The organism is Burkholderia sp. AW33-5 (assembly GCF_053427615.1).
Genome location: NZ_JBSAXA010000003.1, coordinates 148642 through 168802 on the forward strand (window position 1 = coordinate 148642; position 20161 = coordinate 168802).

Below are 20161 nucleotides of genomic sequence, written 5' to 3' on the forward strand. Positions count from 1 at the left end.
CCTCGTCAGATGAAGTAGTCCGTGTTCTCGCGCCCGAGCATCACGGCGCCGAGGTTCTGGCCGAAGCGGTCCACGTTGTTCGCGTAGTGCGCGCGGGCCGCGTGCAGGTCGAGGAAGCGGCGCACCAGCGGATTGCGGTGATAGATGCCGTTGCCGCCCGCATAGCGCAGCAGCGCGTTCGCGGCCTGCGCGCAGCGCTCGGCGACCTGCGCGGACTGGTAGCGGAAATGCACGCGGCGCTCGATCGACACGGCCGGGCCGCCCGTCACCGATGCCATCAGTTCTGCGAAATTGCGCTTGAGCAGCACCTTCATCTCGTCGATCGCGACGGCCGCGTTCGCGCACGCGTTCTGCGCACCCGGATCGTCGGTCGTCTTCGCGCCGCTGTTGGCCGACACGCGCGTGGCCGCATAGCCGGTGAAATCGTCGAGCGCGCCCTGCAGCGCGCCGATGCACGACGTGCACACCGCGCGCACGAAGATCTGCGCGAACGGCAGCTTGAACAGCGGCGCGTCGTTGACGGCCAGGCCCGGGCTCGTGCCCATCATCCCGTCGAGCGCCTTGTGCGTGCGATACGCGGGCACGAACACGTCGTCGACGACGATGTCGTGGCTGCCGGTCGCGCGCAGGCCGAGCACGTCCCAGTCCTGCTGGATCCGGTAGTCGGATTTCGGCAGCAGGAACGTGCGGTATTCCGGCGGCTGGCCGGCCTCGGCTGCCGGCACCAGCGCACCGAGGAACACCCATTCGCACAGTTCGCTGCCGCTCGAGAACTTCCAGTGGCCGGACAGGCGGAAGCCGCCTTCGACCGGCGTCACGCGGCCGACCGGCATGTACGTCGACGCGATCAGCGTCGCGGGATCCGTGCCCCACACGTCCTGCTGCGCGCGTTCGTCGAACAGCGCGAGCTGCCAGTTGTGCACGCCGACGACGCCGTACACCCATGCCGTCGACATGCAGCCGCGCGCGAGCGCCATCTGGATGTCGAAGAAGGTCTGCGGATCGAGCTCGTAGCCGCCGTAGCGCTTCGGCTGCAGCACCTTGAAGAAGCCGGCGGCCTGCATGTCGGCGATCGTCTCGGCCGGGATGCGGCCCTGCGCTTCCGCCTGCGCGGCGCGGCCGGCAAGCGTCGGCGCCAGCGCCTCGGCCCGGGCGATCAGGGTGGCGGCCAGTGCGTTCGAATCGTTGTCGCGGTGCACGAATGTCTCCTGTGATACGGGGCGCGCGCGGCGGCGCTCATCCCGGTCTCTCTCTAAGTGGTTCGTCGCGGCCGGCGCCGCGAGCGAGGGCTCCTGCCGACGATGCTCGGGCTCGCGCGGCCGCGCCGCATCGTCCGAAGGGACGACGGGCGCGGCACGGCACGGCCCGGCCCGCCTTACGCGCAGGCGCGCTCCTTCTCCTTGTTGAAGAACGGAATCACGTGCTCGCCGATGTTGCGGATCGTCTCCATCTGCGCGTCGTGCGGCACCGTGCCCATCTGGCAGAGGAACAGCACTTCGTCGACGCCCGCCTCCTGCAGGCGGCCCACGTAGCCGATGCAGTCGTCCACCGTGCCGTACGCGTGGTTCGGGTTCATCATCGCGAGCGCCGGATCGGCGAAGTTCACGACGACTTCCTCCGACGCGAAGCGCGAACGGATCACCATCTCGCCGGTGTCGGCCTGCACGAGGTCGTCGCCCCACTTCGCCGGGTCCGGACGCTCGCCGCCCGTGTACCAGTACGCGAGCGATTCCATGAAGTAGCGCTGGCCGCGGATGCCGATCTTGCGGGCCTTCTGGCCGTCGGCCATCACGACCGTCGGGCACAGCGCCGCGAGGTGCTGGGTCGGGCGGAAGCCGACCTGGTCTTCCGGCTTGCGGTTCGCCCATGCCTCGCGATAGATCGCGTTCTTCTTCGCGACTTCGTCGGGGCCGCCGAAGCCGAGTACCAGCGCGCCCATCCCGCGCTGGCCGGCACGCAGCAGCGCGTCGGTGTTCGTGCAGGCGAGGTACATCGGCGGATGCGGATCCTGGAACGGCTTCGGGTGGATCGGACGCTTCGGAATCTTGATGTACGTGCCGTCGTGCTCGATCTCGTCCTGCACGAACATCTTCGGCACCAGGTACATCGACTCGTCGATCATCGGCTGCAGTTCGTTGAGGTCGTAGCCGAACGCGCCCGCTTCCTGCTGGCTGCCGCCCTTGCCGACGCCGAAATGCACGCGGCCGCCCGACAGGATGTCGAGCAGCGCGACGCGCTCGGCCACCTTGATCGGATGGTTCATCGCCGGCGGCAGGCACACGACGCCGTGACCGAGGCCGATGCGCGTCGTGCGCCCGGCCAGGTACGCAAGGAAGGTTTCCGGCGCGCTCATGTGCGCATAGTTGGTCAGCGACGTGTGCTCCACGCACCAGATCGTGTCGAAACCGACCTGCTCGGCCAGCAGCGCCTGCTCGACCGTCTCCTTGAACACCCGGTGGTCGCCCTCGCGCGATGCGTCGGTGGTCTGGGCTTCGTAGATGAGGGAAAACTTCATTGCGTGCGTCTCCATGTATGTTGGACGAGTCGGGGTCGTGCAGCCGCCCGCACGATACGGACGAATAGCGACGGTCCACGGATGGGAGTGTCGGCGCGCGGGCCCGCACGGGCATCGTCTGTTTGGAGTAACGGCATGCATGCGGGGACAGAGGGGTTTCACCGTCATCCGAACAGACTGCGTCGCGGCCGGCACCGCGCGCTAGCATCGAACGACGGCCCGGTGCGGCCGTACACACCACGACGAGGGAGAGAGGGAATGAAGGTATCGATGCTGCTGTACCCGGTCGACGACATCGACACGGCCTTGCCGCTGTTCGTCGACGGGCTCGGCCTGAACGTGAAGTTCCGCGACGGCGACCGCTATTGCGCGCTCGACGGCGGCCCGCTGACGATCGCGCTGGTGGCCGGCGACGAGCAGATCGTCGAACGCGCGGCGCTCACGCTGCGCGTGGACGAGGACGACGACCTGTACGCGGCGATGGCGCGGGTCGTGAAGGCCGGCGCGTCGGTGCGCGTGCCGGTGCAGGCGGGACCGCACGAATACCGCGCGGTGCTGGAGGACCGCAACGGCGCGCTGCTGGTGATTTCGCAGAAACGCGCCGCGTGACGCGGCCACGTGTGGCGCGCGTGCCACGCGATCCGGCCGGCGGGAACCCGGCCGGATGCCGCGGGAACGGTCGGTGTCGGGTCATGAGCCAGACGGGATCGAGCGTCCCGCCGCTTCATCGGCACGTTCGATGACGGTCAATGCGCTCGGGCAGCTTCCCGATGGCCACCGGAATCGGTACCATCGAACGCTTGAAGACCGGCCGTGCGCCGGCGCGAGCCTGCCGGGCCGCGTCGCCCGTCACGTCGCCGCCGCGCCGGTCGCCGCACTTCCCGTTTCGTCATGTCCCGCGAACCCTCACACTCCGCGCTGCTGTGGATCGTCGCCGCCGCGTTCTTCATGCAGTCGCTCGACACGACGATCGTCAACACCGCGCTGCCGTCGATCGCGCAAAGCCTGCATGCGTCGCCGCTCGCGATGCAGCCTGTCGTGGTCGTCTACACGCTGACGATGGCGATGCTCACGCCGGCGTCCGGCTGGCTCGCCGACCGGTTCGGCACGCGCCGCGTGTTCTCGCTCGCCATCCTGGTGTTCTCGCTCGCGTCGATCGGCTGCGCGGCGTCGCACACGCTCGGCCAGCTCGTCGTCGCGCGCGCCGTGCAGGGCATCGGCGGCTCGATGCTGCTGCCGATCGGGCGGCTCGCGGTGTTGCGCCGCGTGCCGGGCGAACGGTACGTCGCGGCGATCGCGTTCGTGTCGATCGCCGCGCAACTCGGCCCGATCGTCGGGCCGACGCTCGGCGGCTGGCTCACGCAGGCGATTTCCTGGCACTGGGTGTTCATCGTCAACGTGCCGGTCGGCATGGTCGGCTTCCTCGCGGTGCAGCGCTTCCTGCCGCACGATCAGGCGATGCGGCCGCCGCCGTTCGATTTCGTCGGCTGCGCGCTGCTGTCGGTCGCGATGATCGCGCTGTCGCTCGCGATCGATCCGCCGATGCCCGCGCACCGCAGCGGCTGGGCGATCGGGCTCGCCGTGCTGGGCATGGCGAGCGCGCTCGCATACCTGCCCCATGCGCGGCGCCGTGCGCAGCCGCTGTTCCGGCTCGGATTGTTCCGCGAGCCGAACTTCGGTGCGGGGCTGCTCGGCAACCTGCTGTGCCGGATCGGCACGAGCGCCGTGCCGTTCATGCTGCCGCTGCTGATGCAGGTGCAGCTCGGCTATACGCCGCTGCGGTCGGGGATGATGATGCTGCCGGCCGCGATCGCCGGCGTGATCGCGAAGCGCTGGATCGCGCCGCTCGCGAAACGCTTCGGCTATGCGACGTTCCTGGTCGTGAACACGGGGATCGTCGGCTGCGCGATCGCGGGGTTCGCGCTGGTCTCGGCACGGCCCGCGCCGGCGCTGGAGATTGCGTTGCTGATCGTGTTCGGCGCCGCGAACTCGATGCAGTTCGCCGCGATGAACGCCGTGACGCTGAAGGGCCTGTCGCACGCCGACGCCGGCAGCGGCAACAGCCTGTTCACGATGATGCAGATGCTGGCGATGGGGCTCGGCGTGTCGATCGGCGGCGGGCTCGTGAACCTGTTCGCCGCGCATTGGGGCTCGATGGCGAACGGCTTCATGCTGTCGTTCGTCTGCATGGGCTCGGTCACGCTGCTGTCGTCCGTCGTGTTCCGGCGGATCGATGCCGCCGCGCCGCCGAGGCCGGTCGCGTCGCGCCCGTCCGCGTAAGCGGCGCCGCGGGCGGGCACGGCCGGCCGTCAGTTCACCTGACGGCGCTCGACGACCCGCTTGAGCACCCAGCGGATCGACGAACCGTCGGCCGGCGGCTGCGCGACGCGGTATTCGTCGACTTCCAGCACATATTGATAGCCGGGCTGGTACGCAAAGCCCTCGATACCGGCGTACCACAGGCTCCACGGCTCCGCCGGGCTGCTGCGCACCTGCAGGCAGTCCATCGGCGCGACGCCCGTGCAGCGCGCCGCCTGCGGCGCGACATACACGGTCCTGCTCACGGGCCGGCCGTCGGCCGGGCGGGCCGCGCGCGCGTCCGTCGCGGCCGCATCGGTCTGGCATCCGGCGAGCAGCGTGCTGCCTGCGATCATGGCCGCACCGAGCAGCGTTCTGGTCTTGCGAATCATCGGGTGTTCCTCGGGAAGCGTTGGCGGGCCGATTAGACGAACGGCGTTTCGGGAAAGTTCACGAATTGCTTACAACGGCGTGCCGCCACCCTCATTCGTGCGATGTCGCGCGTGCGCCGGCGCGCTACCGTATTCCGGTGCAGGCCGCTGCGCGCCGCCGCCGGCGGTCCGGATACGCCCGTGCACGCACCCGCACGCCCGGCGCACCGCGACCCGGCGGCGGCAACAGGAGACACCCCCGATGACCACGGCGCCCCCGGCCCTTCCCCCGAGCCTTGCCCGATCGAGCCTGACGCTCGAGCAGTTCGACGCGCTGCTCGCGACCATCTACGAAGGCCCGCTGGAGGACGTGCCATGGGGCGGCGCCCTCGAACGGATCCGCGCTCACCTGGACGCGAACTACGTGACGATGATCCTGCGCTGGCCCGCCAGCGGTCACACGGGGCTGATGATCAATGCGTCCGGGCACGGCGCGCCGCTGCCGGGCGTCGCCTCGTACAACAACTACTATTACGCGCTCGATCCGTTCGTGAACCTGCCGAGCGATCGCGTCGTCACCGTCGACGAGCTGCTCGGCGTCGGCGTGTGGCGCGGCAGCGCGATGTATCGCGAGTTTCTCGAGCCGTTCGACGTCGGCTACCTGATGGGCGCGGACCTGCGCACGCCCGACGGGATCGAATGCCGGTTCCGCGTGTGCCGCTCGCATCACGGCCGCGCGTTCTCCGTGACCGACAAGGCCGTCTGCAACGCGCTGCTGCCGCACCTGAAGCGCGCGGTGCGCCTGCATGCGAAGTTCGGGATGGTCGAATCGGAGCGCATGCTGTACGCGAGCACGATCGACCGCATGCTCGTCGCGACCGCGATCCTCGACGAGCGCGGCACGATCATGAAGACCAACTCCGTCGCGGACGAGATCTTCGCCGAATGCGACGGCCTGCGCGTGCGCGGCGGCGCGCTCGAGGCCGCGTATCCGCTGGAGAACCGCAAGCTGCAGAAGCTGATCCGGCAGGTGCTCGCGGAGCGCGCGGGCGGCGCGCCGACGGTCGCGCAGGCGATCGCCGTACCGCGCCCGTCCGGCAAGCCGCCGCTCGGCGTGCTGATCCGCACGGTCCCGCTCAGCGAATGGTCGGAGGACAATCCGCGCCGGCCCGCGTGCGCGATCTTCATCCGCGATGGCGAACGCAAGTCGCAGGCGTCGCACGACATCGTGCGCAAGCTGTTCGACCTCACGCCGGCCGAGACCGCCCTGGCGCTCGCGCTCGTCAACGGATCGACGCTCGAGGAAGCCGCCGACGAGCTCGACATCAGCAAGAACACCGCGCGCTCGCATCTGCGCGCGATCTTTTCGAAGACGGGCGTCACGCGGCAGGCGACGCTGGTGCGGACGTTGCTGAACAGCGTGTTGTCGCTGGGGTGAGGTGCGCGAAACATGGCGGCTTATCGTCACTATGACGCTGAACGTGTCATCGCTCTTCTACGACTATCAGCCCTATCGATTCGGATTGATCCATGCGCTGCTTCTCATCGCCGCAGTACTGCTGCTGACACCGGAAAGCAGGAAATGGTTCGCGCCTGAACGACCGATGTAGACGGTATAAGCGCCAACTGGAAACTCGTTGCGTTTCGCCAAATGACGATCGTGTATTACCATCGGCGCTTCCTCGTACGCTTTGTCGCGCCGCGTGCGCCCGCCCGGTCATCGGCGAGCCGCGCCCCCTCTTCGCATGACCTCACCCGTTCCGTCCGGCGTCGCGCTGCGGCCGCAGCCGATCGATACGCTGACCGTGCCGGCCGCGCTCGACGGACGCGCGGGCACCAACCGCTCGACCAGCGCGCATCCGCAGATCGCCGCGACGCATGATCTCGACGCCGTGCGCGCGTGGCTCGCTCGCTTCGTCGATACGCCCACCACGTTCCAGAATTACCGCAAGGAAGCCGAACGCCTGCTGCTGTGGGCCGTGATCGCGTGCGGCAAGCCGCTGTCGTCGCTCACGCACGAGGATCTCGTCGGCTATCGGCAGTTCCTGCTCGCGCCCGCGCCGGCCGAACTCTGGTGTGCGAACGGCGGCCGCAAGCATCCGCGCGGCGACCCGCGCTGGCGGCCGTTCTACGGCCCGCTGTCGGCGGCCAGCCAGCGGCAGGCGATGGTGATCCTGAACGTGATGTTCTCGTGGCTCGTGCAGGCCGGCTATCTCGCCGGCAATCCGCTCGCGCTGTCCCGGCAGCGGCAACGACGGCCCGCGCCGCGCGTCACGCGCCATCTCGGGCCGCCGCTGTGGCAGGCGGTCAAGGACGCGATCGCCGCGATGCCGCGCGACGACGCGCGCGCCGCCCTCCATGCGGATCGCGCGCGCTGGGTGTTCACGCTGCTGTATCTCGGCGGGCTGCGCATCACCGAAGCAGCCGACACCACGATGGGACACTTCTTTGCACGGCGCGATGCGAACGGGCGCGACCGCTGGTGGCTCGACGTGACCGGCAAAGGCGGCCGGCAGCGGCTCGTGCCGGCCACCGCCGAGATGATGGCCGAGCTCGCGCGCTACCGGCGCGCGCATGGCCTGCCCGCGCAGCCGGCCGACGGCGAATCCACGCCGCTCGTGCTGCCGGCCAATCGCACGCGCAAGCCGCTCACGCGCGCGGCGCTGCACCGGATCGTGAAGCAGGTGTTCCGGTTCGCGGCCGATCGGTTGCGTGCGCAAGGGAATGGAGGCGAGGAACAGGCGCGCGTGCTCGAACAGGCATCCGCGCACTGGCTGCGCCACAGTGCGGGCTCGCACATGGCCGATGGCCGCGTCGACCTGCGGCTCGTGCGCGACAACCTCGGGCACGTGTCGCTGACGACGACGAGCCAGTATCTGCACGCGGACGACGACTGGCGGCACAGCGAAACCGAGGAGAAGCACCGGATCGGGTGGTGAGCGGCGCGCCGTGCGCGCGCTTCAATACACGCAGCGACGACACGGCCCACTCCCACAGCGTCTTGAACTTGCAATTGACCGGCGACCACGCGTCGGGCGCATCGACCAGCGCGCGATAGACGGTCGGCAAATCTCCGCCGCCCGTCTCGAACGCGCGGGCGAGCCAGTCGGTGAGCGCCGGCGGCGGATTGTTGGCGACGAAATGGCGGGTAAGCTGGAACGTGATATGCCGGCCCGTCGCCGGCGAACGTGCCAGGTTGGCCAGGATCGCGCGTGCCTGCGTTTCGCCCTGCTGGTCGTACGTGCGCCCCATCACCGTGCGTGCGCCCGGTTCGTGCAGCTTCGGGTGGAACACGAAAGCGCCCGGCGCCGCATCGCCGGGCTGCGGCCCACGTCCGCCCGCGATGCTCCAGCCGGTCAGCGCACACGCGAATTCCGTCACGTCCGCCTGGGTGTAGCCCGTCCGTACGCCGAGCGTATGCAGTTCCATGATTTCGCGCGCGAGGTTCTCGTTGAGGCCGCGTCGCACCTCCGGATTGCGTGGTTCGGCGCGCAGCGCGGCCGGGCTGTCGGGACCGACCGAGCGCGCCTGGTCGAGGAATAGTTGCATCGCGGGATGCTGCTCGACGGCGATGAGCATGTCCTCGAAGCGGCCGAGCACGTGCGGGCGGATCGCATCGCGCTCGAATGCGCCCGCGTACGCGGCCACCTGCCCCTTGTCGACCGACACCGCGAAATGGTTCGCCCAGAAATGCACCAGACGCTCGACGAACGGCGCGGGCGTGACGAGCGCGCCGTTCAGGCGTGCGGCGACCGCGCTGCGATAGGCGTCGTAGCCGTCGCGGCGAATCGACTGCTCGGTCGCACGCCTGGCCGCCGCCTCGTCTCTCGTCGTCGCGTTGCGGGTCGTCGCGAAGCGCGTGGCGAGCGTGACCGCGTCGGGTTCGCCGGCCCATGCGGCCGGCCTCGGGGCGTAGCAGTCGAACTGGGCGAACAGCGAGGCCTTCGGATCGACAGGCGGCGCTTCGTCGGCCGCGCGCCGAGACCGAAACGGTTCAGCGCGATGGCGGCCGGTGAGATGTCGATCGGATGGTCCCTGACGGGGCTCTCGCGATGCGTATCCGTGTTTAACGGGGGCCGGCGGAAAATCCGTCGCGGGATGAGCGAAATATTTTCGGTTCAGCGCGAAGATGTCGGCGCTTGCTATCGGCTTTCAAGCCGCGGCAAGCATGCGTTTGTCCTGCCCAATCGGCAGATCGTTCGCCCCCGCCGGCCGATAGGCAAAAGGAACAATGATGGCGCCTTCCGCCCTTGCCACCATTCCAAGGGCATGCGGTCTTGCCGGCGTGCAACCGTTCCCCGCTGTGAGGATGTCATGAAACCCGGAACCTCCGCGGCGCCGTGTTGCGCGCTGTTCGCTTCGACAACTGCCGTTGCCCAGGAGAAGCATGTCGCCGCGTTCGATGCGCCACCGAGCGGAAACAAGTACACGCAGCAACACGTCCTCGAGGTTGGCGATGTTCCCGGGCACCAGTTGCGGCTATACGAACTGGTCCGCAGCTACGGCGGCAAGGTCCAGACCATCGAAGGCGTCGTTCTCAAGGAAGCCGTCATCCGCGCGACAGCGATCTGACCGACTTGAACGGGCTCTGCCGCAGCTACGTGGAATACAGAATGGAGAACGGCGACTGGATTTTCGCGCGCGGTTATTTCCTCAACCACAAGCTGCCGGACGGCAACCGGCTGAAGAACCTCACGGAACTGGACATCACCGGCGGTACTGGCAAGTTCCGTGGCATCCACGGCATCGTGCGCGCTGAAACGATGTCCGACGCAAAAGACTTCAACCAGAACCACACCGGGTTCGAATACTGGTTCGAGAAGTAGTCAGGGGATGGCTTCAGGTCGGCGAACGCGTGGACGAATCCGGCGTCCGTTCCGGGGCCGCCATGCTCGCGACGATCATCCCAGATCGAACGACGTCACCCCGAATACGCGATCGATCGCAATCGCGGGCGGCTCTTTCGTATACATCCGCGCGGTCTCGAACACGCTCGACATGCCGTGCCGTTTCGCCAGCGCGACGGTCGCGGGATTCGTTTCCGGCACGTCGAGCACGATCACCTCGCCCGGCATGCACGATGTCAGCGCACGAAACAGCCCCGTGGCAACGTCGGCGTCATTGGCAAAGAGCGGACCGATCTTGCAGCCCGCGTGGCAGCGGCGCACGACACCGTATCCGGCGACACGGCCGGCCTCGACCGTTGCGAGCGCAACGGCATCCGGATGTGCGATCCAGGCGGAGACGAAACGCTCGCGCGCCGCCGGAAAACACTGGCGATCGTACGCAAGCAGCAGCTCGAACGGTGCATCGGCCGCCGCCACATGCGCGCACCCGATGTCATCCACGCGCCCCTGATAGCGGATGTTGCGATATGCGAGCCGGAACCCGGACTTCCTGTAGTTCGCCTGCTGGGCAACGACACCGTCCAGGCCGATGTTTCGTTCTCCAAGGTAACGCATGCCGTGCTGCCGACGCGCAAGCCGAAGCCTTGACCGCGAAACCCAGGTTTCACGATGTAGAGACCGATGAAGCCGAAGCGCTCGTCGTAGGCGACGGCAGCGATGCACGCGACCGGCTCGCCGCGCCAGACACCGACGAAGAACCCGGCCGGGTCCGCTTCCCTGAAACAATGCGGGTCATGCCGGCCGGGGTTCCACCCTTCCTCAGCCGCCCATTCGACCGACATGACCACTTCGCCGGCCGACATGGTGCGCACGATAAAGTCTTCGCTTCGATCCATGGTTCGCTCCTGGCGCGGCGCTCGAGATTGCCGCCTCGCGTTACGGTGAATACATCGGAGTGGTGTTGACCTGAGACGGATCATATGGCCAAACGGCAAGTGAGTTCTCTTATCCTGGAATCAAGGAGAACTCGATGCAGAAGCAACACCCCGACGAACAGATCATCCGCATTCTGCGGGAAGCCGAGAGCCGTGAAGAGCCGGTGAAAGACCTGTGCAAGCGGCACAACATCACGGAGCAGACGTTCTACCGCTGGCGAAACAAATTCAGCGGTATGGGTGTGGCCGAAGCCCGTCGGCTTAAAGAGCTTGAATTGGAAAACGAGCGGCTGAAACGCCTGATCGCCGAGCAACTGCTGGTGATCGATGGCATGAAGGAGTTCGGTCGAAAAAATGAACACCCCGACGGGCCGGCGCGAAGCGCTGGAAGTCCTGACTTAGCGGGGATGCCACAACGCAAGGTATATCGTTACCTGGGGTTGAGTCGCCAGGTGCCGGCCTATAAACCCAAGCAGCCAGAGAAAGATCGGCTTCTGGGCGCGCAGTTGATCGCAACATCTCAGGAGGCGCCGCGCTTTGGCTATCGCCGTATCTCGGCCTGGCTGTCGTTGGGCGAATCGCAGGTGCGTCGCCTGTGGCGAGCCCTGAAGCTGAGCATCCCGAGACGGCGAGCCGGCGACGCTGCGGCAGCGACATTCGCCTGCCCGTGCGATGCGGCCCAATTCGGTCTGGGGCTACGACTTCGTCCACGATCAGCCGGTGGACGGCCCGGTCTTGAAGACGCTGTGTGTAATCGATGAATACACGCAGGAATGTCTAACGATCAAGGTCGGCGCCAGCCTGCGCTCGCAGGACGTGATTTTGGTGCTGTCGAGGTTGATGCGGTTGTATGGCAAGCCGGAGTGTATTCGGTCGGACAACGGCGCGGAAATCACCGCCGCCTGCGTCATGCGCTGGTTGCGCGGTGCGTCTATCGCGCCCGACCTTCATCACGCCCGGAAGCCCATGGCAAAACGGCTTCGTCGAAAGCTTCAATGGCAAGCTGCGCGACGAGTTGCTGAATCGCGAATGGTTCCACAGCCGCGCCGAAGCCAAGGGGATCATCGAGCAGTGGCGGCAGTGTTACAACGAGCGACGCCTGCATAGCGCTCATCGCTACCAACCTCCAGCTACGATCCGTCGAGCGTGGCTGGAGTCCGATAATATCGACATGCGACTCACTGCTTAACTGGCAACAAAATCCTGCCGTGGTCAGGGCGCGCGAAGGATTCAAACCGTTGCCAATACGTTGAACGCCAGGTCCCGGAAAACGCTCGCCTGGAAGGCGCAGGCTGAAGCTCTCGACGAGTACCTGAAATCTGTTCAGAAATGCGGTGTTACGGTAACTGGTTGACTCTGCCCCATCAAGCTGTTGAATTGATCGGTTGAATCTGCCACCGCTCACGGCGGTTCACTGCCCCTTCGGAGGCGATAACGACAGCGGCAGGACATGCAGAGCAACTTCGGGATCCGGCGAAACGCCGTGCACGATGACCGGTCGGCAAGGCAATGGTCGTTGGTCAGGTATCGGTACCTGTCGCTTCCCCCGGCATTGCTTCGGGTATTGGTTGCCGCAACGCGCGCAGCCAACGTGCAACTCTGCGGCCTATGAGCTGCCACTCAAACGGATTGCGGAAATCGAACGTATACATTTCGCGTCTGAAGTACGGCCAGTATCCGCGCAGACACCAGGACGCCCGGGATCGTGAGATGCGCAACGGTTGCCACTCGTCGTGCCAAGGGAAGTTCACCGCGCTGTTCGAGCGTCGTCGCGGCAGCCGGAAATGGAGCGCGTAGGCGTAACGCGGCTCGTTCGAGGGGTTCGGACCTGCGGCATGCAGTGTGCGCCCCGCATGCACGGTGCAGTCTCCGGTTATGAGCGGGCACGACACGGCGCGCGCTCGATCAAACTCGCCAATACACTCGAGTCCATGTGCCGTCGCGTCACCCCTAAGCATCGTATGCGGCAGAACGTCGTACAGATGCGATCCGGGGATGAATTGCATACAACCGTTATCGACCGAGACGGCTTGCAGTGGAATCCAGAAGTTGACTTCGCGATGGTCGATGCGCGCATCGGTGAACGCGTCGTCCTGATGCCATGGCGTAGGGGTGTGCGTATGTGACTGCTTCAGGAAAAAGCTGTCGCCGGCAAAACGAACATCCGGGCCGAGCAGCGCCTTTGCAATGTCGAAGGCGTTCCGGCGGACGTGAAGTTTCGACAGCCGACGCTCGTAATATGACGCCCAGTGGAGTTGGAGAAGTTGAGGTGCAGAATTGCATTCATCCGACTCCGGATAGAAGTCAAACATCAGACCCTGCGCATAGCCGGTGCGGTTGCTGAACAAACGATGGCCGATTTCATGCAAAAGTTCGATTTCCGATACGTCGACCAGCTGGTTGATAACCGCAAAACCATCGTGATGAAACCGGGAAGGAAGATTGGCGCGCACAGGGGCATTGATGACGAGAGTTTAAGGATCGCGGAATAATAACGTCGCCATACTAATGTTTTGGGCGGAATGCTTTTGTTCGATACCTTACGTTAGTCGTCGATGGCGGTCGAAATCCGTACGTTTCCAGCGGTGTCATTCAGAGGCGGCGTAGCGCAGACGCGTTCCTCAAATTCAGTTGCTATCCGATCTGTCGGAATAGAGGGTTGGCCGGAGTGTGTCACGTACGCTGGCGGAAGCCAGCGATGCTGTTCAGAAGATGGAAGACGGCCTCCCGAAGTCGGCTTTCAGGAGCAGGCTTGCGGTGAAGCGTCGGCCTGATCCGGCGTCTGATCGATCAAGCTCGAATGGGGCCGTTTTCGGTTGTACAACTCGATGTATTCGCCGATGGAACGCGGGCATGGTTGATCGACTCGTATGCTTTCAGGTAGACATCCTCGTACTTGACGGGACCTATCCGCCATTATGTGGGCGGTGCATATCATGAGAGGTAAAAATCATGGATATGCCGATGAAGAAGAAACGACGAATGGTAGCGTCCCAGGCAGCGGCCCGCGGGCCGCTGCCTGAACTGCCGAAGGAATAGAAAACGCCGTGGCGCGATTTGGCGAGGTGCGAAGGCAGGTGCAAGGTGGTGATCCGCGATGAACCAAAAAGTGGGACACCGGTCCGTGACACCTGTCGCTTGAACCAAAGAAAAACGCCCTTGACGAATCAATGGCTAAGAGGCCAGTTCAAAAAGGCCCTCGAGGGGCTGTTAGCTTCACCGGCGAGCTGTTAACCTCAAGCATCTGAGCAACAGGATCATGAGGAATGCAAGCGCCGATCGTTGATGACGAATTGTGGGTACTCATCGAATCATTGCTCCCGCCGCCGAAACCGCGACGCTCGAAGAATCCAGGACGGTTTCCGGTTCCGGACCGGGCAGCATTGAACGGCATCCTGTTCGTGCTCAAGACCGGCATTCGATGGAACCATCTGCCAACCCAGCTCGGCTTCGGTTCGGGGACGACCTGTGGCGCCGACTTCGCGACTGGCACGAAGTCGGCGTGTGGGATCGCCTCCACGAACTATTGCTCGCCGAATTGCGGGCGGCCGACCAGATCGATTTCTCACGTGCGGCCGTCGACTCATCATCGGTACGGGCTGTTGGGGCGGGCCAAAAACTGGCCCGAACCCCACGGATCGCGCGCGACCCGGCTCCAAGCACCACATCGTCACCGACGCCAACGGCACACCTCTGGCTGCGATCCTGACTGCCGCGAACGTCAACGATGTGACGCCGTTGCTGCCGCTGATCGACGCGATTCCGCCAATTCGCGGCCTGCGCGGCCACCCGACTCAACGGCCTCGCGTGGTTTACGCCGATCGCGGCTACGACTCCGAGCGGCATCGCCAAGCCCTGCGCAATCGCGGCATCCAGCCGATGATCGCGAAGCGCCGCGCCGAACACGGTATCGGACTTGGCAAATATCGCTGGGTGGTCGAACGCACGCACTCCTGGCTCCACAATTTCCGTCGCCTACGTACTCGCTTCGAGCGACGCTCTGACATTCACGAAGCATTCCTCAAACTCGGTTGCTCGCTTGTCTGTTGGAACATCCTCAGGCGCATCGAGCAGCCTTTTTGAACTGGCCTCTTAAGAGACGGAGCGGCGCGACAGCTCAGCCTGTACTGCCCCAGCGTGTCACCAGTCGGCACTCACGTCGGCACCGTATAACGCCGCCGACATAGCAGAATCAGCCGCTGAGCCGGTGGGGAGGGTCGATTTTTGCGATAGGCCAACGCGAGATGTGATGTTAGGTCCGTCTGTACCAGCGCGCGAAACACGACATCGGGCTGAGCAAAGCGAGATAGGGAGGCGGGAACGAGCGCCACCCCGAAACCCGCCGCTACCATGCTGATGATTGTCGACATCTGCCGCGACAGCGCCTCGATGCGCGGATGAAACCCGGCAACTGCACAAGCCTCGATCGTGGTCGCATAGAAGCCCGTTCCATGCTGGGTATCGGTACAAATGAAGGTTTCATCCCGCAAGTCGGCGACGTCGACGCGCGCGCGCCGAGCCAGCGGATGTTTCACATTGAGCACGGCCACCACTGGCTCGGCCTCGAGCATCCGCAAGTCCACCTCGTCGGACACATCGCATATCGGTAGCCGCACGAAGCCAACTTCAAGCGTTCCGTCCGCCACGGCCGCGAGCTGGGCCGTCATGTCCATTTCGCGGATCGATATCTGAACGTCGGGATAGGTGTCGCGAAATTCGGCGAGTAGCGGGGGCAGCATGCCCGACAGCGTGGCTGATGCCACATAGCCGATCGACAAGGCACCAATATCGCCGCGGCATGCTCGCGCAATCACCAGTTCAGCTCGTTCGACTTGGTTCAACACGGCCTGCGCCTCGTCGCGAAACACAGTGCCAACCTCCGTCAATGCGAGACGCCGTCCTGAACGAGTCAGCAGGGGCACGCCGACGGCTCGCTCGATTACACGCAACTGCTGGCTGAGCGCGGGTTGCGAGATGCCAAGCCGTTCGGCGGCCTGACCGAAATGGAGGAGCTCGGCCAAGGTGACGAAATAACGATAGTGCCTCAGCTCAAGATTCATGCGCTCATTTCAATAAGATAAAGTTATCAAATTTTAACCCAATACCAGTTGAAACTATGGGTTATCGGGACGAGCATGACGGCAAGCGATGCTCGAGCGAGGAAGCTCGAATCGAATACGGAGCGGATTGCTCATGCAACAAGTGAACAAGATTGTGAATCGCGATGTCGCCGCACTCGCCGGTTTGCACGACAGCGCAGTCGTGATGGTAGGAGGATTCGGCAGCTCGGGGCTGCCCGACGCCCTGATCGACATCACGCTAGCACACGGCGCCACCGATCTTACCGTTATCTCGAATAACGCCGGCTTCGACAACCGGGGCGTATCCAAACTGATCGCGGCCGGGCGCGTGCACAAGCTGATCTGCTCCTACCCGATCACTGCAGGAGCCACAGCATTTCGCGACGCATACCGACGCCACGCGATCGAACTCGAACTGGTGCCACAAGGCACGCTGGTCGAGCGGATCCGGTGTGCTGGCGCCGGTCTGGGCGGCTTCTTCTGCCCCATTACAGTCGGCACGCCACTCGCAGCGGGAAAGCGCACCGAATGGATCAACGGAATGCAGCATGTCCTCGAACTGCCACTACATGCTGACATCGCCCTGGTGCGCGCACACACTGCCGATCGGTTCGGCAACCTCATTTATCACCTTGCGGGACGTAACTTCAATCCCGTCATGGCCACGACCGCGCGTATCGTAATCGCGCAAGTCAACACGCTTGTCGAAGCGGGAAGCCTGAATCCGGAACACATCGACACACCTGGCATATTCGTGGATCGCGTAGTTGTCGTGCCCGGAGCTGGAGCATGAAGCACTGGACTCGACAACGGATTGCGCAGCACGCCGCGCGCGATATCCCGCACGGTGCCCACGTCAACCTCGGCATCGGCCTACCTACCCTCATCGGCGACGAGCTTGTGCAGGACCGTGAAATCTTTTTGCATAGCGAAAACGGTATCCTGCATCTCGGTCCGCGCCCGCCTTCTGGACTCGAGGATGTCGATTTGATCAATGCCAGCAAGCAAGCCGTCAGCCTGCAAGCAGGCGCGTCGATCTTCGACTCGGCGCTCAGCTTCGCCATGATGCGCGGCGGTCATCTCGACTTGGCGATCCTTGGCGCTTATGAAGTCGCCGAAAACGGCGATCTCGCGAATTGGACGCGTGCGGATCCGAATCAACAGCCAGCAGTCGGCGGTGCAATGGAGCTGGCATTCGGCGCCCGCGAAGTGTGGGTGCTGATGGAACACGTCACCCGCGATGGCCGCCCCCGTCTACTGCGCGAATGTCACCTGCCGCTCACCGCGCGCGGCGTAGTTAAGCGCATCTATACGGATCTTGCCATCTTGCGCGTCGAACGCGATGGCCTGCGCGTCGAGCAGATTGTCGATGGCCTGACGCTGGATCAGCTCCGCTCGCTCACGGAAGCGAAGCTCTTGACCTGAGTGCGAAACACGACCAGTGCACCGCTCTATCCTGACTGTCACCCGGACTGCGAAGCCAGCAAGTCCGACCGCTTTAGAAGCTGTTGCGAAATTAGTTAAGAAAGGGCTTTAGCTGTTTCCAGCAAATCAGAGAACAGGCGAGCGACAGGAAGGCCTCGTGAACATGGGCATATCGTTCATAGCGAATTTTCAGGCGTCGGAAGGAATGAAGCCAGGCAATCGAGCGCTCCACGACCCAACGGGTTTTACCCAGGCCGCTACCATGCGGCGAGCGAACTTTGGCCAGCAATGGAGTGATGCCTTGTTCGCGCAAGCGTTGTCGGGGCGGTTCGGAACTGTAGCCCCGGTCACCTTGAACGACGCGCGGCTTGTGCAGCGGACGTCCCCGCTTGCCACGAATGTGCGGAATCGCGCCGACCAAGGCATCAAGCTGGGTGATGTCGTGACGGTTCGCGCCGGTCAGGATGACCGCGAGCGGAATGCCTTGCGCGTCGACGATGAGGTGGTGCTTGCTGCCGAGCTTGCGCCTATCCGTTGGGTTCTGCCCGGTTTTTTTCCTGCCAGCATGGCGCGAATTGAAGAACTGTCGACGATGACGCGTGCCAGATCGAGCTGGCCGCGACGGCGTAACTCGGCCAGCAACGTCTCGTGGATACATTGCCAGACTCCCGCCTGCTGCCACGCGACCAGTCGTCGCCAGCAGGCGGTGCCCGAGCCGCAACCCATCTCTTGCGGCAGCAGGTTCCACGCAATGCCTGAGCGCAGCACGAACACGATGCCGGTAAGTACAGCGCGGTCCGGAGTCGGTTTGCGCCCGGCGTATCGGCGATTGCGCGACGCTGGTACGGGCAGCAACGGCTCTATAAGTGACCACAGCGTCGTCTATGAGTTCTTTAGGCATCGCTTCCTGTCGGACAAAACAAGACAGAAAGTTAACACCAACGGGAAAAAGTAAACAGCCCCCTACGGGTAATTTCGCAACAGCTTCTTAATCGAATCAAGGAACGCCATGCAAACCCGAATCACCGAACTGCTCGGCATACGCTACCCTATCGTCCAAGGCGGCATGCAATGGGTCGGCCGCGCCGAACTGGCCGCCGCCGTCTCAAATGCGGGCGGCCTCGGCATCCTGACCGCGCTGACCCAGCCCACGCCCGATGCTTTGCGTTCGGAGATCGACCGAGCCCGTGAACTGACTGCCCGGCCTTTCGGCGTCAACCTGACAATTCTTCCGTCGATCAACCCGCCGCCCTATCAAGCCTATGTCGACGCAATCATTGAAAGGGGTGTGAAGATCGTCGAAATCGCCGGCAACAACCCTTCCCTCTTGATTACGAGACTCAAGGAGCACGGCGTCGCGATCATTCACAAATGCACCTCGATTCGCCATGCGCGCTGCGCCGAACGCCTGGGCGTCGACGCCGTATCGATCGATGGCTTCGAATGCGCTGGGCACCCAGGGGAGGACGATATCGCCGGCATGGTGCTTATCCCCGCGGCCGTGCAAGCACTCAAAGTGCCCGTAATCGCCTCAGGCGGCATCGCCGACGGCCGTGGCATGGCGGCTGCACTCGCGCTCGGCGCCGAAGGGGTGAACATGGGTACGCGTTTTTGCGCGACGCAAGAGGCCCCCATACACGTCGAGATCAAGCACGCACTTGTTGCCGCCACCGAACGCGATACCCGACTCATTTTTCGCACGTTGAATAATACGTCGCGCGTCCTCAATAACGCGGTATCAAGAAAGGTCATATCGATTGAAACACGCCCTGGCGGCTGCACGTTCAGTGAGATTCGCTCACTCGTGCTCGGGGAGCGCGGACGCGCCGCGCTCGAGTTCGGCGATCGCGACGGCGGCATCATCACGGCAGGCCAATGCGTCGGACTCTTCAACGATATTCCTAGCTGTGCGGAACTGCTCGAACGCATGGTGCGTGAGTGCCAGGACAGCCTCCGGCGCGCTAGCCAATGGGTCGCCTGGTAGACGCGTCAATACACTCTTAAGTTCATTTTGGCGGAGAGGGTCGATTTCACCGAGATCCAGTTCGAACGGCATATCGATCCTGTCGATCGCCCACCGACCGGCGCGATCAATATACGACGACCGGCGCGGGCCGGTAATACACCGGACGCGCCGGCACCACGACGCAACCGGCCAGCACGACGGCCGCGGCTGTCAGGACAAGTATGGTTCGAAAAGGCATGGCTCAGCCGATGAGGTTGTGTGGAAATCCCGCCGCGCGGGCAGGCACTGCGCGCCGCGCGGCGCCCTGCGCGTTACGCCCAGTGGCCCGGTACCCAGCGCCAGTTGGGGCCGCGCGCGGCCCATTGTCCGGGCACCCAGTGATAGCCGGCACGTACCACTTGCCAGTGCCCCGGAATCCACACGTAGCGGCCCTGCCGCCAGTGCCAGTGGCCTTGATCCCAGACGTAGCCCGCGCGCGGCGCCGGCATCACTTCGACACGCGGCGGCGGCGGTGCGACCGGTGCGACGATGACGGCCTGCGCGAATGCGGCGGACGTCGCCAGCGCGGCCACGCATCCCGTGGCAAACCGTAATGAAATGGAAAGTTTCATGCAAGACTCCGAAGCATCGTTTCCCGGCCGGAGGTGGCCGTTCGTTCGTTAAACGACGCATGCGAAAAAAATCCGTCGCGACACACGCAAATAAATTTCTGCCGCGCCGGCA

Annotated in this window: 15 protein-coding genes and 6 pseudogenes; 11 read left to right on the forward strand and 10 right to left on the reverse strand. The window is 64.5% G+C overall.

What is annotated here, in order from left to right:
- Positions 1–5 precede the first annotated feature (5 nt).
- Entirely contained in the window at positions 6–1199 is a 1194-nt protein-coding gene (locus ACV22V_RS07405; RefSeq protein ID WP_448013395.1) for an acyl-CoA dehydrogenase family protein, read from the reverse strand.
- A 176-nt stretch (positions 1200–1375) separates the two neighbouring features.
- Positions 1376–2515, reverse strand: a complete 1140-nt coding sequence (locus ACV22V_RS07410) for an LLM class flavin-dependent oxidoreductase (protein ID WP_059537661.1) — start codon at positions 2513–2515, stop codon at positions 1376–1378.
- Between the two features lie 258 nt (positions 2516–2773).
- On the opposite strand from ACV22V_RS07410, the gene ACV22V_RS07415 reads away from it, so the two are divergent.
- Together ACV22V_RS07415 and ACV22V_RS07420 are read left to right on the forward strand one after the other, a co-directional pair.
- A complete protein-coding gene (locus ACV22V_RS07415) occupies positions 2774–3124 on the forward strand; it encodes a VOC family protein (protein ID WP_057925050.1) in 351 nt (116 codons plus the stop codon).
- 282 nt (positions 3125–3406) lie between these two features.
- The gene (locus tag ACV22V_RS07420) at positions 3407–4795 is read left to right on the forward strand and encodes a DHA2 family efflux MFS transporter permease subunit (RefSeq protein WP_448013396.1); all 1389 of its coding nucleotides are present in this window, start codon (positions 3407–3409) and stop codon (positions 4793–4795) included.
- Between the two features lie 29 nt (positions 4796–4824).
- Here ACV22V_RS07420 and ACV22V_RS07425 read toward each other — a convergent pair whose 3' ends face one another.
- On the reverse strand, positions 4825–5205 hold the full coding sequence (locus ACV22V_RS07425; protein ID WP_321852520.1) for a DUF4377 domain-containing protein: 381 nt from the start codon (positions 5203–5205) through the stop codon (positions 4825–4827).
- Between the two features lie 241 nt (positions 5206–5446).
- Between ACV22V_RS07425 and ACV22V_RS07430 the strand changes: the two genes are divergently transcribed.
- Complete coding sequence (locus ACV22V_RS07430) at positions 5447–6622, forward strand: helix-turn-helix transcriptional regulator (protein WP_059697696.1); 1176 nt, start codon at positions 5447–5449, stop codon at positions 6620–6622.
- A 307-nt stretch (positions 6623–6929) separates the two neighbouring features.
- Positions 6930–8123 carry a tyrosine-type recombinase/integrase gene (locus ACV22V_RS07435; RefSeq protein WP_448013397.1) on the forward strand — a complete coding sequence of 398 codons (1194 nt, stop codon included), beginning with the start codon at positions 6930–6932 and terminating at the stop codon, positions 8121–8123.
- 22 nt (positions 8124–8145) lie between these two features.
- Here ACV22V_RS07435 and ACV22V_RS07440 read toward each other — a convergent pair.
- A pseudogene (locus ACV22V_RS07440) lies at positions 8146–9209 on the reverse strand (DUF1800 domain-containing protein); the annotation flags it as partial.
- Positions 9210–9498: 289 nt separating this feature from the next.
- Here ACV22V_RS07440 and ACV22V_RS07445 point away from each other — a divergent pair.
- On the forward strand, positions 9499–9756 hold the full coding sequence (locus ACV22V_RS07445) for a hypothetical protein (RefSeq protein ID WP_448013398.1): 258 nt from the start codon (positions 9499–9501) through the stop codon (positions 9754–9756).
- 41 nt (positions 9757–9797) lie between these two features.
- Positions 9798–10010, forward strand: coding sequence for a hypothetical protein (locus ACV22V_RS07450; RefSeq protein WP_448013399.1), 213 nt, complete (start codon positions 9798–9800; stop codon positions 10008–10010).
- Between the two features lie 75 nt (positions 10011–10085).
- Here the strand turns inward: ACV22V_RS07450 and ACV22V_RS07455 are convergent.
- A pseudogene (locus ACV22V_RS07455) lies at positions 10086–10927 on the reverse strand (GNAT family N-acetyltransferase).
- 134 nt (positions 10928–11061) lie between these two features.
- Between ACV22V_RS07455 and ACV22V_RS07460 the strand changes: the two are divergent.
- A pseudogene (locus tag ACV22V_RS07460) lies at positions 11062–12155 on the forward strand (IS3 family transposase).
- A 331-nt stretch (positions 12156–12486) separates the two neighbouring features.
- Here the strand turns inward: ACV22V_RS07460 and ACV22V_RS07465 are convergent.
- Positions 12487–13419 (reverse strand): phytanoyl-CoA dioxygenase family protein, encoded by a 933-nt coding sequence (locus ACV22V_RS07465; protein ID WP_448013400.1) that lies wholly within the window; start codon positions 13417–13419, stop codon positions 12487–12489.
- Positions 13420–13706: 287 nt separating this feature from the next.
- Positions 13707–13867: pseudogene (locus ACV22V_RS07470) on the reverse strand (integrase core domain-containing protein); the annotation flags it as partial.
- 365 nt (positions 13868–14232) lie between these two features.
- Between ACV22V_RS07470 and ACV22V_RS07475 the strand changes: the two are divergent.
- Positions 14233–15049: pseudogene (locus ACV22V_RS07475) on the forward strand (IS5 family transposase).
- A gap of 71 nt (positions 15050–15120) precedes the next feature.
- Here ACV22V_RS07475 and ACV22V_RS07480 read toward each other — a convergent pair.
- Positions 15121–16026: a LysR family transcriptional regulator gene (locus tag ACV22V_RS07480; protein WP_448013401.1), complete on the reverse strand. Its 906-nt coding sequence runs from the start codon at positions 16024–16026 to the stop codon at positions 15121–15123.
- Between the two features lie 133 nt (positions 16027–16159).
- On the opposite strand from ACV22V_RS07480, the gene ACV22V_RS07485 reads away from it, so the two are divergent.
- Positions 16160–16840 carry a CoA transferase subunit A gene (locus ACV22V_RS07485; protein WP_448013402.1) on the forward strand — a complete coding sequence of 227 codons (681 nt, stop codon included), beginning with the start codon at positions 16160–16162 and terminating at the stop codon, positions 16838–16840.
- On the forward strand, positions 16837–17472 hold the full coding sequence (locus ACV22V_RS07490) for a 3-oxoacid CoA-transferase subunit B (RefSeq protein ID WP_448013403.1): 636 nt from the start codon (positions 16837–16839) through the stop codon (positions 17470–17472). The genes ACV22V_RS07485 and ACV22V_RS07490 overlap by 4 nt, the downstream gene beginning before the upstream one ends.
- Before the next feature lie 91 nt (positions 17473–17563).
- On the opposite strand, the pseudogene ACV22V_RS07495 reads toward ACV22V_RS07490, so the two are convergent.
- Positions 17564–18373, reverse strand: a pseudogene (locus ACV22V_RS07495) (IS5 family transposase).
- Positions 18374–18481: 108 nt separating this feature from the next.
- Between ACV22V_RS07495 and ACV22V_RS07500 the strand changes: the two are divergent.
- On the forward strand, positions 18482–19456 hold the full coding sequence (locus ACV22V_RS07500; RefSeq protein ID WP_448013404.1) for an NAD(P)H-dependent flavin oxidoreductase: 975 nt from the start codon (positions 18482–18484) through the stop codon (positions 19454–19456).
- A gap of 293 nt (positions 19457–19749) precedes the next feature.
- Here the strand turns inward: ACV22V_RS07500 and ACV22V_RS07505 are convergent, their stop codons facing one another.
- Positions 19750–20049, reverse strand: coding sequence for a YXWGXW repeat-containing protein (locus ACV22V_RS07505; RefSeq protein ID WP_059691242.1), 300 nt, complete (start codon positions 20047–20049; stop codon positions 19750–19752).
- Positions 20050–20161: the final 112 nt, after the last annotated feature.

Bases quoted from the DNA above. Each gene is read 5' to 3' on its own strand.
- ACV22V_RS07410 (WP_059537661.1), bottom strand. From the start codon at position 2,515: ATGAAGTTTTCCCTCATCTACGAAGCCCAGACCACCGACGCATCGCGC.
- ACV22V_RS07415 (WP_057925050.1), top strand. From the start codon at position 2,774: ATGAAGGTATCGATGCTGCTGTACCCGGTCGACGACATCGACACGGCC.
- ACV22V_RS07420 (WP_448013396.1), top strand. From the start codon at position 3,407: ATGTCCCGCGAACCCTCACACTCCGCGCTGCTGTGGATCGTCGCCGCC.
- ACV22V_RS07425 (WP_321852520.1), bottom strand. From the start codon at position 5,205: ATGATTCGCAAGACCAGAACGCTGCTCGGTGCGGCCATGATCGCAGGC.
- ACV22V_RS07430 (WP_059697696.1), top strand. From the start codon at position 5,447: ATGACCACGGCGCCCCCGGCCCTTCCCCCGAGCCTTGCCCGATCGAGC.
- ACV22V_RS07435 (WP_448013397.1), top strand. From the start codon at position 6,930: ATGACCTCACCCGTTCCGTCCGGCGTCGCGCTGCGGCCGCAGCCGATC.
- ACV22V_RS07445 (WP_448013398.1), top strand. From the start codon at position 9,499: ATGAAACCCGGAACCTCCGCGGCGCCGTGTTGCGCGCTGTTCGCTTCG.
- ACV22V_RS07450 (WP_448013399.1), top strand. From the start codon at position 9,798: ATGGAGAACGGCGACTGGATTTTCGCGCGCGGTTATTTCCTCAACCAC.
- ACV22V_RS07480 (WP_448013401.1), bottom strand. From the start codon at position 16,026: ATGAATCTTGAGCTGAGGCACTATCGTTATTTCGTCACCTTGGCCGAG.
- ACV22V_RS07485 (WP_448013402.1), top strand. From the start codon at position 16,160: ATGCAACAAGTGAACAAGATTGTGAATCGCGATGTCGCCGCACTCGCC.
- ACV22V_RS07490 (WP_448013403.1), top strand. From the start codon at position 16,837: ATGAAGCACTGGACTCGACAACGGATTGCGCAGCACGCCGCGCGCGAT.
- ACV22V_RS07500 (WP_448013404.1), top strand. From the start codon at position 18,482: ATGCAAACCCGAATCACCGAACTGCTCGGCATACGCTACCCTATCGTC.
- ACV22V_RS07505 (WP_059691242.1), bottom strand. From the start codon at position 20,049: ATGAAACTTTCCATTTCATTACGGTTTGCCACGGGATGCGTGGCCGCG.